Here is a 16,017-nt window from a genome sequence, read left to right as displayed (position 1 = left end):
GAAAATTGGTAGTCGGAGTAATACATGAACAAACGGAAAATGATCGGTGCGAAGTATGCACTCGCTTTGCTGGCGCTGGCAGTCTCACAGGTCCACGCAGCCACCAGCGCGGCCACTAGCCCTTCGCTGGATGAAGGCAAGGTAAGCCGTGCCGAGAAGGCCGCGGAAAAAACCCTGAAAAAAATGACCCTGGAAGAAAAGCTGGCCTACATCGGCGGTACCGGTGGTTGGGATGTGAAGCCATTGACTCAATATGGCATCCCGCAGATTCACGGTGCTGACGGCGGCGTCGGTGTTCGTTACACCAGCGAAGGCAACGCTCAGGGTGTGGTTTATCCGTCCGGTCCTAACCTGGCTGCTACCTGGAACCCGCGTCGTGCCATCGATCTGGGTCGCGCCCTGGGTTACGACACCGCTACCGGCGGCTACCAGTTCGTGACTGGCCCTGGTGTCAACCTGTACCGCATGCCTTACAGCGGTCGTGCCTTCGAATACCTTTCCGGTGAAGATCCGTTCCTGGGTGCAAGCCTCAGCCCAGCAGTGATTAACGGTATTCAGTCCCGTGGTGTATGGGCGAACGCCAAGCACTACGCGGCCAACGACCAGGAAAGCAACCGCTTCAACCTGGACGAAACCATCAGCGAGCGCGTACTGCGCGAAATGACCCTGCCTGCCTTCGAATCCGCTTCGAAGAACAGTAAAGTCGCGATGATGATGTGCGCCTTCCAGAAAGTGAACGGTGAGTTCGCTTGCGAAAACGAACACCTGATGCGCGACATTCTGAAAACAGAATGGGGCTATCCAGGCTTCGTACAGAGCGACTACAACGCTGTAGTCCACGGTCTGAACGCCGCTCAGGCAGGCACCGACCTGGACATGATGGGCTATCAGATGAATAGCACCATCCTCAAGCCTTACCTGGACAGCGGTGAGCTGGACGTAGCGACCATCGATGACAAGGTTCGCCGCATCCTCAAGCAGATCTACCTGTACAAGTTCGACAGCAAAGCGCCATTGACCGCGCACAACATGAACAGCGCCACCAGCAACAAGGTTGCCCTGAACGCTGCGCGTGAAGGCATCGTGCTGCTGAAAAACGACAACAACCTGCTGCCGTTGAACAAGCAGACGGTCAAGAAGATCGCAGTGGTCGGCACCCTGGCCAAGTACGCGCCGCCTACCGGTTTCGGTAGCGCCAACGTCATGGCAGCCCACTACATCAGCGAGCTGAGCGGTCTGCAGCAGTTGGCACCTAACGCCAAGGTCGAGTTCATCGACGGCTTGTCGCTGGACCCGAGCGCCACTACCTGGAGCCACGCAGACAGCGATGGCAAAAGCGTCAGCGGCCTGAAAACCGAGTTCTTCACCAACGCCAACTGGTCCGGTGATGCTGCGGCGACCCGTACCGACAAACACGTTGATCTGGACTGGTCCACTGACTCTCTGCCAGTCAACGGCGACACGTCGAACACTTCGATTCGTTACACCGGTCAGATCACACCGACCACCAGCGGCGACCAGGTGTTCAAGGTCCGTGCCGACGGCGCAGTACGTCTGTACGTAAACGGCAAGAAAGTCCTGGACAACGGTGACGGCAAGCCGCTGCCGAGCAACAGCATCCCGCCGACCATTCCAGTGTTCGCCAAGGTCAACCTGGAAGCAGGCAAGGCTTACGACATCAAGCTGGAATACTCGCGTCGCAATGGCTACCTCTCCACCATGGGCGGCCTGGTTGGCGTGCAAATGAGCTGGGCTTCGCTGAATGCTCCGCAGGATCTGTCTCAGTACGATGCAGTGCTGGTTGCAGTGGGTAACAGCAACGAATACGAAGGTGAAGGTTTCGACCACAGCTTCGACCTGCCGGAATTCCAGAACGAGCTGATTCAGAACATCGCCAAGGTCAACCCGAACACCGTGGTGACCATGCACGGCGGTACCGGTCTGAAGATGAGCGACTGGATCGATCAGGTTCCTGCTGCGCTGCACGCGTTCTACCCAGGTCAGAACGGCGGTCAGGCTCTGGCTGAAATCCTGTTCGGCAAGGTCAACCCGTCGGGCAAGCTGCCGATCAGTATCGAACGCAACATCGAAGATAACCCGATCTACGCGACCTTCCCGAAATTCGACAACGAAGAAACGCTGAAAACCATGAGCTACAAGGACGACCTGCTCCTTGGCTATCGTGGTTACGAGAAGAAAGGCATCAAGCCGCTCTATCCGTTCGGTTACGGCCTGTCGTACACCACCTTCGGCTACAGCAACATCACCGTTACTCCGGGTGTCGCAGTGGGCAACACGCCTATCAAGGTGTCGTTCGACCTGACCAACACCGGCAAGGTGGGTGGTTCCGAAGTTGCCGAGCTGTATGTTGGCCAGCAGAACCCGAAAGTCGAGCGCGCTATCAAGGAGCTGAAAGGCTACAAGAAAGTGTTCCTGAAGCCGGGCGAAAGCAAGCGTGTAACCATCGAGCTCAACGATCGCTCGCTGGCTTACTACGACGTGGACAGCAAGCAATGGGTTGTGGACGCAGACAGCTTCAACCTGTCGGTGGGCGCGTCGTCTCAGGATATCCGCCTGAACGCCAAGCTGGTCAACCCGTTCCGTCAGGAACTGTCGACCACCACCAGCAACCCGCTGCCACGCTCGGCGCTGAACTCCACGCTGCGTGATTCGGCAGTCAAAACCGGCGGCGTGCTTGATCAAGGCACCGGCGACACCGACACGAGCGAAGGTGATGGCTACGACACCACCGATGACACCACCACTCAAGGCAGCGCAAGCGGTAACTAAGCGCTGATTCAGGGATAGAGCCGGACCTCTCACGAGGTCCGGACGGGTTCAGGGACGAACTCTTATCGCTGCATCGACCCGTGCGATGTAGGTATCGAAACGCTCTACCAGATCGACTTTCTCCGGAAAGCGCAGCCACTGGACCTGCAAACCGTCCATCATTGCCAGGATTTCCTGGACAAGTCCCGGCAGGTCGACATCGGCCCGCACCTCTCCCGCATTGACCAGATCGGTAAATTGTCCGATCAGCTTTCCGTAAATCAACTCGTAGCGATCCTGAAACCAGTTCCAGGCCGGATGCCCTTCGACCAGACTTTCTGCGTTGAGAATGGTGAAAGCACGCACCACACCGGGTGCCGTGGCATTTGACCGGTTGATCGCGCGCAAACTGCCCAGCAAACCCGTCAGGCTTTTATCGGCACGGACTTCTTCGGCAATTCGGCTGTTGGCTTTGTCACGCCGATCAAGCACACCCATCAACAGCGAAATCTTGCTGGGAAAGTGATGCAGGAGCCCGGCAACCGATATGCCGACAATCGCCGCCACCTGAGCCACCGAGGCACCGCTGTACCCCTCCAGTGAAAATACCTGCAAAGCAGCATCGAGCAATTCTTCGCGGCGTTTTTCGCCCTTTGGCGCGCGACGTTGTTTAGGTCGATCGGCTGCTGCATCCGCCACTCCGGGCGGGATTAACTGAGTCATTTCAAGCTCCTTGCCAGACAGCTGGCTACCCTACCGGCAAAGACAACCCGTCGCAATCATCCTGCCCGGCCTTAAAACTGAACGCCCGTTCCAGGTTGGCACGTTATTTTCAAGAGCAAGGTGTCAGGCCGCTATTCGTTGCACGACCGGACCAATCGCCATACAAGGCGCACCAATTAAACGTCTTGTACCCGCGTTTCGTCCAATAACAGTGCGCGCAGCCGATACTCACGCCCTCAGAAAGGAACCCGCTCATGTCCTATCTACTGATGCTCAAAGAATCGCTGCTGTCTCGCCTCGCAATCAAAGTAACGCCAGCCCATGAGAGCCTCGCCCCTCAGCCAGAGACGATAAAAACCATCACCGCTTCGGATGCCGAAGCGGGTCAGGCGCATCTGGACCAGTTCGTCGATGGCGTGGAATGGGAAACACTGCTGGTTGATCTGGCCTGCTTCAATGACGGGCCGGAGTACTCAGCTCAGGCGCGTTTCTAAAAGCCCCGTTTCTGAAAACTGTTTCTAAAACCGCTACCAGCTCTCCCCCAGCCCGAGCAGCCCCAGAATCTGCTTGCGCAGGTCGACCAGATACGGATCGTCGCGATGGCGCGGATAAGGGCGCTCGATCGTAAGTTGTGCCTTGATGGTGGCCGGTCGGTCGCTGAAAACGATGACACGATTGGCCAGCAGCAAGGCTTCTTCAACGTCATGAGTCACCAGCAATGCCGTGTATCCCTGACGTTGCCAGAGATCGATCAATTCCTTTTGCATGGTGATGCGCGTCAGCGAATCGAGTTTGCCAAGCGGTTCATCGAGAATTAGCAGTCGCGGTTCATTGACCAGCGCACGTGCCAGCGCCACGCGCTGAGCCATCCCGCCTGACAATTGCCGCGGATAAGCGCGGGCAAAACTGCTGAGACCCACCGTGGCCAATGCATCGTCAACTTTGCCGGAGTGGCTTTTGAGCAGGCCCTGAGCTTGTAGCCCTAGTGCCACGTTGTCCCAGACTCGCCGCCACGGATAAAGCGTCGGGTCCTGAAAGACCACCACGCGGCTCGGATCGGGGCCGCTGATCGCCAGGCCATCCGCCAACAAAGCTCCACTGTCAGCGGGTTCCAGCCCGGCAACCAGTCGCAACAAAGTGGACTTGCCGCATCCCGACGGCCCCAACAAGGCGACGAACTCGCCCGGAGCCACGTCCAGTGAAACGTTTTCCAGAACAGGCAGATGCTGACCGTCCAACGCAAATCCATGACTCAGATTTTCAATCCGCAACGCCAACCCGGCTGACGTTGAAACCGTTGAAGCAGATGCAGTAGCTACCATTTCATGGCTCCTTGTTGCCAGGCCAGCAGGCGATCACGTATGAGAAAGAGCCCCGAAATCAATCCGGAACAGGCCAGCGCCATGATCAGCAACGCCGCATACATATTGGCGTAGGCGGCCCAGCCTTGCGCCCATTGCAAGTACCAGCCAATGCCTGACTTCACGCCCATCATTTCCGCAACGACCAACGTGGAGAACGACGCGCCAAGGCCCATGAACAGGCCGACGAACACGTGAGGCAGTGCAGCCGGAATGGCCACGTTGAAAATCAGAAAGCCCGGTTTGGCGCCCAGCGTCCGGGCGACGTCGTAATAGGCCTTATCGACACTCGCAACCCCCGACCAGGTCAGCACCGTGACCGGGAACCAGGTGGCCAGTGCGATGAGAAACACGCTGGCACTCCAGCTGCTGGGGAACAGGAAGAAGCACAGCGGCAGTAATGCCGTGGACGGCACCGGGCCCAGGATGCGCAATACCGGGTGCAGCCAGTAGCCGATACTGGTTGACCAGCCAATCGCGACACCTGCAATAAACCCTGTCACTGCTCCCAGTGCCACGCCCGTGCCCAACAGCAACGCTGAATTGAGCAAGCTGTCGGCCAGCCGCGGCCAGTCTTCGACATACACATCCAGTAGCGCCTGCGGCGGCGCAAAGAACGGCACCGGCAACAAGGCCAGTTTGGCGGTGAGCAACTCCCAGATTCCCAACAACACTGGCAAGGCAATCAGCCAGGCACCTGCGGGATAGGCCCGGCGCTGCAAAGCGGGAAACCAGCGACCCAAAATACCCACCAGGCCGATCAACGCGGCGACCGCCAGGCACAGATTGGCCAGCCCCTGAGTCATGGGCCAGTTGCGGGTGGCGTCAGGGAAATAAGCGATCAGCAGCCCGACGCCAATCCAGGCGACAACGGCCACCGCCCCCTGTCGCCAGAATCTGGCAGGTGCTCGCTCAAGCGCCGCGAGCTGCGGCGCGGCTTCAATTGAAGACATCGGCGGTAATCTCCTTAGAGAACGCCACGGCGTCGGTGCTTTTGCGAATCACTTCAACCGTCTGCAAATCGGTTACGTAGGTGACGATTTCCTTGGTCAAGGCTGCGCCAACCGCATGGTGGCCATGGGTGTGGTCGTGAAGAATGGCTTTCACTTCTTCAACCGACGTGTTCAGAGCGTGAGCCTGGAAGCCCTTGGCGACGACTTCCGGATTTTTCACGGAATAGTCATGGGCTTCGAGAATGGCCTGAGTCAAAGCCGCCGCGACGCGTTTCTCATCGCGCACCAATTTGCCGGTCACACCGACAACGCAGCAGCTGAGATTGGCGTATTCCTCGACCAGGTTGTTTGACAGTTCGCGGGCCTTGCCGCCCTGAATCAGGCGGTACATGAACGGGTCACTGCCACTGACTGCCTGCACTTCACCGCGCTCCAGCGCAGTGCCGAGCAGATCCGCCGGGTACAGCCGCCATTCGACGTCACGCACAGGATCAACGCCGTGTTTCTTGAGCAGGATGGAGAAGAAGTTACGGTCCGGGCTGGCCATGTCGGTGACGCCAATGGCCTTGCCCTTCAGGTCTTCGAGCTTCTGCACCGGGCTGTTGACGGCACTGAGCAGACGCAGGCAACCACCGTGGGTGCCGGCTGTGAGCTTGACGTCGAAACCCTGCTCCAGCGCCTTGAGCCAGCGCAGCGCCATGCCAACCCCCGCATCCGCCTTGCCAGTGGCGATGGCTTCAAGCAGCACTTCTGTAGAGTTGCCGAAGTTGACCAGTTCCACGTCCAGATTATGTTTGGTGAAAAAGCCCTGCCCATGGGCAATCACCACCGGCGCCAGGCAGACCGCGTTGAGATTCACCGCCAGCTTGAGTTTGCGTGTTTCGGCAAGTTTGATGAATTCCCCGGTGCCTGCTGGCTCCGCATCACCGCCGCCAGCATTGTGCCCGGCATGCTCATCGGCAGCCCAGGCAAAACCGGGAACAGACGCCAGTAGAGGACTGGCCAGGGCAACGCCGGTCAAACCGAGCAAACGACGACGGGTGAGATGATCAAAAGCTGCCATGCAGGTATTCCTTGAGAAGTGATAAATCAGGCCGTCAGCCGAAATCCCTTTCTTATAACTTTTCTCAAGGTTTCCAGTGACTGGTTAAAACCATATCACCGGCTTATTTATTCCGAAAATGCATTTAAATTCTAAACTAATATGCAAATAGTCTATCGATAAGTTCCTACTTTACTGATCATCCGGCAGGCTGCCGCTGCCATCGCCCAGTGCTCGCTGCATCAACACTGTGTCAACCCAGCGCCCGTGCTTGAAGCCCACCGACTCAAAAACCCCGATCCGACGAAACCCCAGCTTTTCATGAAGCCGCAGCGAACCATGGTTTTCACTGTTGCCGATTACCGCCACCATTTGCCGCCAGCCGCCCTGCACGCAGTGCTCGATGACTGCAGCCAACAGTGCCTGGCCGATGCCTTTGCCACCCATGCCTTCAGCCATATACACAGAGTCTTCCGCCGTAAAACGGTAGCCGGGCCTGGGTCGATACAACGTGGCGTAACCGTAACCGACCACCGCTCCCTCCAGCTCGGCAACCAGGTACGGCAACTTGCGCGACAGCACTTCGGCACGGCGGCGCAGCATCTCCTGCACTGACGGCGGCTGCAGTTCGAAACTGGCAATGCCGGTCAGCACATGGTGCGCATAGATAGCCTGTACAGCGGGCATGTCATCCTCGCGAGTGGTGCGCAGGATTAGGTCGTGGTTCATCTTCGTTCTCGGTAACGATTGCAAGTGCGGCAATCATGCCGACCCTGTAGATCTTAATAAAGCTATGATTAATCATCCTCAGCATAAGTAAAACTTTGCCATGCAAGCGTTGAATCTGAATCACTTGAACAGTTTTTCCGAGGTCATTCATCAGGGCAGCTTTTCAGCCGCGGCCACTACGCTGAACCTCACCCAACCAGCCGTCAGCTTGCATATTCGCCTGCTGGAACAACGCCTCAACCTGCGCCTGATCGAGCGAGTCGGCAAACGTCTGAAACCGACGGCTGCCGGCCTGACCTTGCTGAGCCATATCGGTCGTATTGATTCGGTGATTGATGACGCGCTTCAGGATCTCGCCAGCCATGCTCAAGGCGTTGCCGGACAAGTCGTGATTGGCACCGGCGCCACCGCTTGCATTCATCTGCTGCCGCCAGTCCTGAAAACCTTGCGCACGGCGTTCCCGAAACTGGATGTACGGGTTTGCACCGGCAATACCGAGGCCATCCTGAAGGCTGTAGAAGAAAATCGAATTGATCTGGCCTTGGTCACCTTGCCTGCAGCGGGTCGTAGTCTGCACTTCACGACCTTACTGGAGGACGAAATGGTGGCAATTTTTGCCCCTGACCAGACCGGCCTGAAGCCGTCGATCAATGCCGACGCCCTGAGCAGTTTGCCACTGGTGGTATTCGAAGCAGGCAGCAGCACGCGCCTGCTGATCAATCAATGGTTCCAGCAATCGGGTGTTCGACCCAGTCCGGTAATGGAACTGGGGAGCATCGAAGCCATCAAGGAAATGGTCTCTGCCGGGCTGGGTTACAGCATCGTCCCACGCATTGCGGTGGCCACTGCTCACCATCAGCGTAACCTGCAAATCCGCAGCCTGACGCCACCTTTGAGCCGCGACCTGAGCCTGGTGCTGCGCCAGGATAAGCCGGTCAATCGCGCGCTGCGTGAGGTTGTTGATGCGCTGCAGGGGCTAAACCTGAATGAGCCAGGTGCGCGGTAACCGAAATCCTGACTTGAAACGCCGCCCTGTGGGAAATTCTATGTCCACCTGCAAGCTTGATCTTGTAGCAGCGGCTTTAGCCGGGAGGACGGTATTTCAGGCGAACAATGTTTGGTGGATGTCCCGACGCCCTCCCGGCTGAAGCCGGTCCTACGCAAGAGCGCAATCTCACGTGGGAGCCGGGCTGAACTGCGATGAACGATAACGCGTTGAACCTGCTGAAGCGTGGTGGCCCTATCGCGGGCAAGCCTCGCTCCCACAGGATCTATGCAATCTTCCGGCTAAAGCCGGTCCTGCGGGTTAATGGCCAGCGGGGAAGATTGCAGGCCAGGATGGAATCTCCACGGTTGCGCAGTCATACCCATAGTTGTACGATGACTGTCAACATGTTGAGCCGTGCAGTTGCTGGTAAGCTCACATTACCGTCATCGAACGGTTGGCAGATCTCTAAGACAGGCAGCAGCCTGATTAAACCCGCAAATAAAAACAGGAGACAAAGATGCCTAATGTTCTCGGCCACAACTTCATCGCAGGCGCACGCAGCGCCCTTGGCGAGCCGCAACACAAAAGTCTCGATGCTACTACCGGTGAAGCACTGCCCTACAGCTTCTATCAGGCTACTGATGCGGAAATCGACGCCGCCGCATTGGCAGCCAAAGACGCCTTTCTTGAATATCGCCAGCTGAGCCCGGGTCGCCGTGCAGAATTCCTTGATGCCATCGCCGACGAGCTGGATCAGCTCGGTGATGATTTCGTCGCTATCGTTTGTCAGGAAACCGCTCTGCCAGCCGCCCGTATTCAAGGTGAGCGCGGTCGTACCAGCGGCCAGATGCGTCTGTTCGCCAAAGTCCTGCGTCGCGGTGATTTCCTCGGTGCGCGCATCGATCTGGCATTGCCGGATCGCAAGCCATTGCCACGCGTCGACCTGCGCCAATACCGCATCGGGGTAGGCCCGGTTGCCGTGTTTGGTGCCAGCAACTTCCCGTTGGCCTTCTCTACCGCTGGCGGCGACACCGCTGCAGCACTGGCCGCCGGTTGCCCGGTTGTATTCAAGGCGCACAGCGGTCACATGGCGACAGCCGATCTGGTCGGTTCTGCGATCATCCGTGCAGCAGAAAAAACCAAAATGCCGAAAGGCGTGTTCAACATGATCTTCGGCAGCGGTGTTGGCGAAGGTCTGGTCAAGCATCCGGCCATCAAAGCCGTTGGCTTCACTGGCTCCCTGAGCGGTGGCGACGCACTGTGCAAAATGGCCGCAGAACGTCCTGAGCCAATCCCGGTGTTCGCAGAAATGTCGAGCATCAACCCGGTCGTCTTGCTGCCTGAAGCGCTGGCTGCTCGCGGCGATACCGTGGCCAAGGATCTCGCAGCATCCGTCGTAATGGGCGCAGGTCAGTTCTGCACCAACCCCGGCGTAGTGATCGGCATCAGCTCGCCAACCTTCACCCGCTTCCTTGAGCAGCTTCAGGAACACATGGGCGGCCAGGCTCCACAAACCATGCTGAACGCTGGCGGCCTGCGCAGCTACAGCAAAGGCGTAGAGCATCTGCTGTCGCATCCGGGTGTGACTCATCTGGCAGGCAAACCGCAGGAAGGCAAACAGGCTCAGGCGCAGCTGTTCAAAGCTGACGTCAGCCTGCTGCTCAACGGCGATCCACTGCTCCAGGAAGAAGTGTTCGGCCCAACGACTCTGGTGATCGAAGTCGCTGACGACGCGCAACTGAAAAGCGCGCTGCAAGCCCTTCGCGGTCAACTGACCGCCACCCTGATCGGCGAACAGAGCGATCTGCAGAAGTACCAATGGCTGGTGCCGGTACTGGAAGAGAAAGTCGGCCGTATTCTGGTCAACGGCTACCCGACCGGTGTTGAGGTCTGCGAAGCCATGGTTCACGGTGGTCCGTACCCGGCGACTTCCGATGCTCGCGGTACCTCAGTGGGTACGCTGGCGATTGACCGCTTCCTGCGTCCGGTCTGCTACCAGAACTACCCTGACAGCCTGCTCCCGGAAGCGTTGCAGAACGCCAACCCGCTGGGTCTCAAGCGTCTTGTAAACAGCGAGTGGAGCGATCAGCCAATCGCTTGAGACTGACCTGTTCAGTGCTCCGTAAAAGAAACGGCGCGACCTGACAGTCGCGCCGTTTCTTTATGTGAAAGCTGTGAAGAGCTGACAGCGCGTCAATGGGCGCTGCTGGAAAGCGCATTTTTTCATCAGGTGGAACACCATGAATCCCACCCCGATTTTCGAACCGGCAGAGGGCGATTCGTCCATAAGACGTCCGCGCAATCTGACACTGGCGCTGGTCAATATCCTGACCGGCATGATTGAAGACGGCCAACTCAAGGTCGGTGACAAGCTACCCCCGGAAAAACACATTACCCAAGAGCACCGCGTGAGTCGCACGGTGGTGCGCGAAGCCATTTCGCACCTGCAATCCCACGGTCTGGTAGAAACGCGGCACGGTATCGGAACATTTGTGGTTCGGCAGCGAGTCGATCAAATCGATCCTCAGGCAGACCGCACGCTTGGCGACGTGATGGCGGTCATCGAGTTACGTATCGGTATCGAAGTCGATTCTGCCGGCCTCGCGGCCCTGCGCAGAACCGAGGATCAACTGGCGCGCATGCAACAGGCGCTGAGCATCATAGAAGACCCGACTGCCAGCCGGGCCGAAGCGGCGGCCGCTGATTTTGATTTTCATCAGCAAATTGCTCTGGCCACCGACAATCGCTATTTCGCGGATATCACCGAACATCTGGGCCTGACGCTGATTCCGCGTAACCGTCTCGACTCGGCAGCGCTGGCCAATACGGCCATCGAGGATTACAGCGGACGGTTGCGCCAGGAACATCACGACATCTACGCCACTATCGCCAACCGGGACTCAGACGGCGCAAAGGCTGCCATGCGCCGACATCTGAGCAACATCCGTGAACGCTTGCGTGTGGCCTATGAAAGACAGGGATCATGAAAACGGATCAAAAAACACTGTAGCGACTGTCACGTCGCTACAATTTTACGAGCCTGAAATTTACAGGGCGAATCGTCCCACCAGCCTGTTCATGTCAGCCGCCAGACGCGACAACTCGGAACTGGCCGCTGCGGTCTGATGGGCTCCTGTTGCACTCTGAATTGACAGATCACGAATACTCATCAGGTTGCCGTCCACCGAACGAGCCACTTGGGCTTGCTGCTCGGAAGCGGTGGCGATCATCAGGTTCATTTCGTTGATTTCATTGATGGCCTTGGCAATCAAGGTCAACGCCGCGCCCGCTTCATGGGCCACACCCAACGTGCCTTGCGCCTGCTCACAGCTCTCGCTCATGGCTTTGGTGGCCTGTTCGGTGCCCTTGAGGATGTCACCGATCATTTGCTCGATTTCCTGAGTGGAAGTCTGAGTACGATGCGCCAGCGCCCTCACCTCATCGGCGACAACGGCAAACCCTCTGCCCTGCTCCCCGGCTCGTGCCGCTTCAATGGCTGCGTTCAAGGCCAGCAGGTTCGTCTGCTCGGCAATGGTACGGATCACGTCCAGCACCTTGCTGATGTCCTTGGACTGTACCGCCAGACGCTGCACATCACCGCTGGTGTTCTGCACGGTCTGACTGAGTCGCTCAATGGCTGTGACGGTGCTGGTGACGCGCGAAGCGCCAGTGCGGGTTGCCTGATCAGAAGCCTTGGCAGCGTCAGACGCCGAAGCGGCATTACGGGCGACTTCATCAACAGCTGCAGTCATTTCATTGACCGCCGTCGCCGCCTGGTCGATTTCGGTGTTTTGACGCATCAACCCTTTGCTGGATTCTTCAGTCACAGCGTTCATCTCCTCGGATGCCGAGGCCAGTTGAGTGGCTGAATCACCAATCAGCTTGATGGTGTCGCGCAGGTTGTTCTGCATCTGCTGGGTGGAGCGAAGAAGGTCGGCAAACTCGTCCTTGCCATTGATCGTAATAACGGTGCGCAGATCACCTTTGGCGATCATGTCATTGACCCGCAACATGTCCCGCAAAGGCACAACAATGCTTTTAGTAAATAAAACCGCCAACACAATAGTCGCCAGCGCAGCGGCAACAATAATAAAAATGACAAACATCAAGCCACTTTGATAAGACGCCTCGGACGCTTTACCCGCATTGCCCGCCTCGTCAATATTCATCTGGACAAGCCCGGCCACTGCTTCTTCCAGAGGTCGCGTAACCGGCGTCACATTACTGGATATATAAGCCAATGCCTCGGCAGCTGCACCTCGACTTGCAAGGGCTGAAACGCCATCAAAAGCGGTCAACATTTTTTCAGAGTTTTCAGAAACGGCTTTGAATAACTGGCCTTCCCTGTCGCTCGCAACAAAAGGGGCGTAAGTCTGAATCTGCTTTCTCAACTCATCACGCACGCTGTTGATCGTCTTGACAGTTGCGGCGATAGCCTCGGGATCGGTCTGGGAGACCAGTCGACGGTTCTCAAGGCGCAAGCGCAGCATGGCTGCGTTGATCCGGTCAGCGACCACGATACTGGCCAGCGCGTCATTCTCCAGATCCTCAGCCGACGCGCGGATTTCTCCCATTTTCCATACGGACAACCCGCCCAGCGCAACCAACAGAAAAGCGATAAACATGAAGCTGAGTGTCGCGCGCACCGATACCTTGAGGTTTCTCATTAACAGGCTTCCGTTTCAGATTTATTAGCATTCAATATGAAACTATCGGCCATTGAAAATTAAGCTTGAGGACATCTTAAAAACTGCAGTAGCACACTGTTTACGAGCATTAGTTAAAACACCTTACCCCTATTAAATTATTCAGCACATTGAAAGCCGGTTGAAAGAAACAAGGTATTTGAACGGGAAAAGCCTTTAAGATGGCGTGCACGTAAGCTGTTAAAAAATAACAGTAATAAATACTTTAACTGATCATGCAGTCAGCTTTTTAATTTTCCAGGCCCTGTCATGCTATCAACTGACGACCACTAATCGGCAAGGTCGAACTTGACTCGCGCGCCTGTCTCAAAGCTAAGCAGGCAGGCAATCGTCCGCCGATGTCCTAGAGGTAGTGTCATGGAACTGAGCAAACTGGCTGATCAGGTGAAGAAAGGCGAAATTGAAGCGGTGCATCTGGTCACGATGGAGGGAGGGTCCTACGTGATGCACGCGATGAAGGGCGGCAAATCCCAGCCCATCATCGATGCAAAGGGTGGCACGCTGCATATCGCGTCATTGGAAGAAGCACGCAAGAATCTGAAGGGCGTGCCTGAGGTGCCGCTGTTCCTCGTTCAGCCCGCTGTCTACGACGAGATGGTCGGTCTAGGTGATACCGACCGACAACCTCATCGTGAGCCGATTCCCTGGCACTCAAGCTTGTGAAGAAGGGGCAACATCAAGCGGGTTCATGCCAACGCTGTTCAGCTCATCGCGTAACTCGCTGATAAGCGACAACACGTCGTGCTGGGTTTTAACCTGATCCAGCGCAATGCCGATGACCATCAGGTCGACGCGCCCTGACTCTCGATCATAAATGCGTACGCTGAGGGATGCGTCTGCGCTGATGACGCATTCGCATGCCAGCGGCTCAAAGCTGCCTTCTATTTCGTGGCGGACCTGCGACAGCCAGCTCAACGCCGACCACCTTGTACTTGCGAGCTCTTGAAAGTCTGCAACTGCTGCCCCTGACGAGGTCCGGAAATGGACCGTCAGGGTAAAGAAAACAGCGCTGGGATAAACAGACGAATTTGTACTGGTAGCACTAGTGCATTCGCACCATCAGCCTAGTGCAGTGGCTTGCGGCCATCACTGGTAAACAGCGCTCGCTCCCTTGCCCAGACAATGGCTTCAGCCCGGCTGTGCACGCCAAGTTTGGAATACATTGTCGCTACGTGATTGCGTACCGTGTTGGGCGCAAGCTTGAGGCGTGCAGCGATTTCCTTGTCGGCCAGACCCTCGCAAATCAAGCCCAGTACATCTTTCTCGCGAGCCGTCAGGTCTGTCAGCGAACTGCCTGGTAATTGCGGCGCCTTGCCTTTCTTCACGTTGGCGAGTTTTTCAATCAACGAACGCGCAAACCAGGAGGCGTCCTGCATGACCTCTTCGATGGCCGCAATCAGTTCCAGATCGGATCGCTTGCGCTCGGAAATGTCCATCAGCACCAGTAAATAGCAGGGCGTATCCTGAATAACGACCGTATCGGCGGACAACATACAGTCGATGATCTCGTCGCCACGCTTGCGTACCTTGACCTCCATTCCCTCGATACTGCCGGTTTTCTTCAAGACCTCGAAAATCTGCTGGCGACTGCTTTGATCGTCGATGAAGCCAAGTTCATCAACGGATCGTCCGGTCAGCTCCTGAGCTGTAAAGCCGGTGGTGCTGATAAACGCATCATTGACCTCAACCACAAACTGCGACTCGGCGTTACACACCAGAGTCGGGACAGGGGTCAGACGAAACGCTTTGGCAAAGCGCTCTTCGCTTTGTCGCAGCGCGGTCTCAACCTTGCGACGGGGTTCCATGTCCATGAAGGAAAACAGCATGCAGTCGTCTTCGCTGATGTCCAGCGGCTGTCCGGCAACGATCACCATCTTGCTGCCGCCGTCGGGCAGCTTCAACTCGGCCTGCATTTGCGGGATGGTGCCGCCGTCGTTGAGCCGCTCGATGGCGAGGTCTTTGCGCTCTGCATTCTCGAGCACATCAAGTTCATAGACTGAACGGCCAATGACTTGCTCGCGGCTGTAGCCGGTCATCTCCAGAAAACCCTGATTGACTTTGATGTAGCGCAAGTCACTGAGCCTGCAGATAACAGCCGGTGCCGGGTTGGCCGCGAAGGTACGCTCGAAACGCTGCTCGGCGCTGGCCAGTTCGGTGGCGTCGGTGATGATCAGGGCCATCAGTTCCGGCTCGCCGGAACGCCCCTCCAGCACCATGCTGCGCACCCGGTGCACCCAGCATTTTTCGTCGTTGCCCGCTGGCCTGACTTCCACCACAACGTCGCTGAAGGATTCCCCCTGAGCGATCCGGCTGATCGGGTAGTGATCCAGCGCGAGCGGATGATTATTGCGGTAGCGCAAGTGAAACCGAGATGCATATTCCCGGACGTTACGACCCAGCTCCTTGACGTGCTTGACGCCGTGCATCTCCAACGCGGACTCATTGGCCCACAGAATGCTTTGATCCAGCTCGATCAAAAGCACGCCGTCCGACAGGCCTCCAATGATGCTCTGCAGTTGTCGACGATCGGTTTCTTTCTCAAGGACTGCCTGACTCATGGTTCCTCCGTTCCATGCCAACGAGCACCCGGCACGCCGCTGAAGCTTGCTGTTCAGCCACGGCGGATCATTGCCCAACGTCGGTATGACAGTGGACCTTTGTCGGGAATTCCAAAGAATTCAAGGCGGTCCGGCTGGAATGCAATTTTTTGTGGGAGCCGGGCTTGCCCGAGATAAACGATAACGCG

At 57.1% G+C, this 16,017-nt stretch carries 14 protein-coding genes; 6 read left to right on the top strand and 8 right to left on the bottom strand.

The features are described 5' to 3' along the window. The first annotated feature begins 24 nt into the window (after positions 1 to 24). Entirely contained in the window at positions 25 to 2,790 is a 2,766-nt protein-coding gene (locus tag AO242_RS25290) for a beta-glucosidase (protein WP_099270836.1), read from the top strand. A gap of 48 nt (positions 2,791 to 2,838) precedes the next feature. On the opposite strand, the gene AO242_RS25285 is transcribed toward AO242_RS25290, so the two are convergent. Beyond that, positions 2,839 to 3,492: a TetR/AcrR family transcriptional regulator gene (locus AO242_RS25285; RefSeq protein ID WP_099270835.1), complete on the bottom strand. Its 654-nt coding sequence runs from the start codon at positions 3,490 to 3,492 to the stop codon at positions 2,839 to 2,841. 254 nt (positions 3,493 to 3,746) lie between these two features. On the opposite strand from AO242_RS25285, the gene AO242_RS25280 reads away from it, so the two are divergent. Further along, a complete protein-coding gene (locus tag AO242_RS25280) occupies positions 3,747 to 3,986 on the top strand; it encodes a hypothetical protein (protein WP_027900825.1) in 240 nt (79 codons plus the stop codon). 33 nt (positions 3,987 to 4,019) lie between these two features. Here AO242_RS25280 and AO242_RS25275 read toward each other — a convergent pair whose 3' ends face one another. The 4 genes from AO242_RS25275 to AO242_RS25260 form a co-directional block, all read right to left on the bottom strand. Beyond that, entirely contained in the window at positions 4,020 to 4,814 is a 795-nt protein-coding gene (locus tag AO242_RS25275; RefSeq protein ID WP_099270834.1) for an ABC transporter ATP-binding protein, read from the bottom strand. Beyond that, the gene (locus tag AO242_RS25270) at positions 4,808 to 5,806 is read right to left on the bottom strand and encodes an ABC transporter permease (RefSeq protein ID WP_099270833.1); all 999 of its coding nucleotides are present in this window, start codon (positions 5,804 to 5,806) and stop codon (positions 4,808 to 4,810) included. The genes AO242_RS25275 and AO242_RS25270 overlap by 7 nt, the downstream gene beginning before the upstream one ends. Further along, on the bottom strand, positions 5,793 to 6,869 hold the full coding sequence (locus AO242_RS25265; protein ID WP_099270832.1) for an ABC transporter substrate-binding protein: 1,077 nt from the start codon (positions 6,867 to 6,869) through the stop codon (positions 5,793 to 5,795). The genes AO242_RS25270 and AO242_RS25265 overlap by 14 nt, the downstream gene beginning before the upstream one ends. Positions 6,870 to 7,040: 171 nt before the next feature. Beyond that, positions 7,041 to 7,577, bottom strand: a complete 537-nt coding sequence (locus AO242_RS25260) for a GNAT family N-acetyltransferase (RefSeq protein ID WP_099270831.1) — start codon at positions 7,575 to 7,577, stop codon at positions 7,041 to 7,043. Positions 7,578 to 7,677: 100 nt separating this feature from the next. Between AO242_RS25260 and AO242_RS25255 the strand changes: the two genes are divergently transcribed. The 3 genes from AO242_RS25255 (at position 7,678) to AO242_RS25245 (ending at position 11,552) form a co-directional block, all read left to right on the top strand. Further along, positions 7,678 to 8,583 (top strand): LysR family transcriptional regulator, encoded by a 906-nt coding sequence (locus AO242_RS25255; RefSeq protein WP_099270830.1) that lies wholly within the window; start codon positions 7,678 to 7,680, stop codon positions 8,581 to 8,583. A 499-nt stretch (positions 8,584 to 9,082) separates the two neighbouring features. Beyond that, positions 9,083 to 10,666 carry an aldehyde dehydrogenase (NADP(+)) gene (locus AO242_RS25250; RefSeq protein WP_099270829.1) on the top strand — a complete coding sequence of 528 codons (1,584 nt, stop codon included), beginning with the start codon at positions 9,083 to 9,085 and terminating at the stop codon, positions 10,664 to 10,666. Between the two features lie 139 nt (positions 10,667 to 10,805). Then, positions 10,806 to 11,552, top strand: a complete 747-nt coding sequence (locus AO242_RS25245) for a FadR/GntR family transcriptional regulator (RefSeq protein ID WP_099270828.1) — start codon at positions 10,806 to 10,808, stop codon at positions 11,550 to 11,552. A 60-nt stretch (positions 11,553 to 11,612) separates the two neighbouring features. Here the strand turns inward: AO242_RS25245 and AO242_RS25240 are convergent, their stop codons facing one another. Beyond that, positions 11,613 to 13,232 carry a methyl-accepting chemotaxis protein gene (locus tag AO242_RS25240; RefSeq protein WP_099270827.1) on the bottom strand — a complete coding sequence of 540 codons (1,620 nt, stop codon included), beginning with the start codon at positions 13,230 to 13,232 and terminating at the stop codon, positions 11,613 to 11,615. Between the two features lie 396 nt (positions 13,233 to 13,628). Between AO242_RS25240 and AO242_RS25235 the strand changes: the two genes are divergently transcribed. Beyond that, on the top strand, positions 13,629 to 13,934 hold the full coding sequence (locus tag AO242_RS25235; protein WP_099270826.1) for a DUF6482 family protein: 306 nt from the start codon (positions 13,629 to 13,631) through the stop codon (positions 13,932 to 13,934). On the opposite strand, the gene AO242_RS25230 is transcribed toward AO242_RS25235, so the two are convergent. Then, positions 13,923 to 14,186, bottom strand: coding sequence for a DUF1652 domain-containing protein (locus tag AO242_RS25230; RefSeq protein WP_099270825.1), 264 nt, complete (start codon positions 14,184 to 14,186; stop codon positions 13,923 to 13,925). The two genes, AO242_RS25235 and AO242_RS25230, sit on opposite strands and share 12 nt — an antisense overlap. Positions 14,187 to 14,335: 149 nt before the next feature. After that, the gene (locus AO242_RS25225; protein ID WP_099270824.1) at positions 14,336 to 15,829 is read right to left on the bottom strand and encodes a helix-turn-helix transcriptional regulator; all 1,494 of its coding nucleotides are present in this window, start codon (positions 15,827 to 15,829) and stop codon (positions 14,336 to 14,338) included. Between the last annotated feature and the right edge of the window lie 188 nt (positions 15,830 to 16,017).

Origin of the sequence: Pseudomonas sp. ICMP 561 (assembly GCF_002699985.1) — a bacterium.
Classification (GTDB): Bacteria; Pseudomonadota; Gammaproteobacteria; order Pseudomonadales; family Pseudomonadaceae; genus Aquipseudomonas; species Aquipseudomonas quasicaspiana.
Note: the sequence above shows the minus strand (reverse complement) of the source record. Positions and strands in the feature narration are given on the sequence as shown.

Coding starts and splice junctions, on each gene's coding strand:
- AO242_RS25255 (WP_099270830.1), top strand. CDS start 7,678: ATGCAAGCGTTGAATCTGAATCACTTGAACAGTTTTTCCGAGGTCATT.
- AO242_RS25290 (WP_099270836.1), top strand. CDS start 25: ATGAACAAACGGAAAATGATCGGTGCGAAGTATGCACTCGCTTTGCTG.
- AO242_RS25245 (WP_099270828.1), top strand. CDS start 10,806: ATGAATCCCACCCCGATTTTCGAACCGGCAGAGGGCGATTCGTCCATA.
- AO242_RS25280 (WP_027900825.1), top strand. CDS start 3,747: ATGTCCTATCTACTGATGCTCAAAGAATCGCTGCTGTCTCGCCTCGCA.
- AO242_RS25265 (WP_099270832.1), bottom strand. CDS start 6,869: ATGGCAGCTTTTGATCATCTCACCCGTCGTCGTTTGCTCGGTTTGACC.
- AO242_RS25235 (WP_099270826.1), top strand. CDS start 13,629: ATGGAACTGAGCAAACTGGCTGATCAGGTGAAGAAAGGCGAAATTGAA.
- AO242_RS25285 (WP_099270835.1), bottom strand. CDS start 3,492: ATGACTCAGTTAATCCCGCCCGGAGTGGCGGATGCAGCAGCCGATCGA.
- AO242_RS25250 (WP_099270829.1), top strand. CDS start 9,083: ATGCCTAATGTTCTCGGCCACAACTTCATCGCAGGCGCACGCAGCGCC.
- AO242_RS25260 (WP_099270831.1), bottom strand. CDS start 7,577: ATGAACCACGACCTAATCCTGCGCACCACTCGCGAGGATGACATGCCC.
- AO242_RS25225 (WP_099270824.1), bottom strand. CDS start 15,829: ATGAGTCAGGCAGTCCTTGAGAAAGAAACCGATCGTCGACAACTGCAG.
- AO242_RS25240 (WP_099270827.1), bottom strand. CDS start 13,232: ATGAGAAACCTCAAGGTATCGGTGCGCGCGACACTCAGCTTCATGTTT.
- AO242_RS25275 (WP_099270834.1), bottom strand. CDS start 4,814: ATGGTAGCTACTGCATCTGCTTCAACGGTTTCAACGTCAGCCGGGTTG.
- AO242_RS25270 (WP_099270833.1), bottom strand. CDS start 5,806: ATGTCTTCAATTGAAGCCGCGCCGCAGCTCGCGGCGCTTGAGCGAGCA.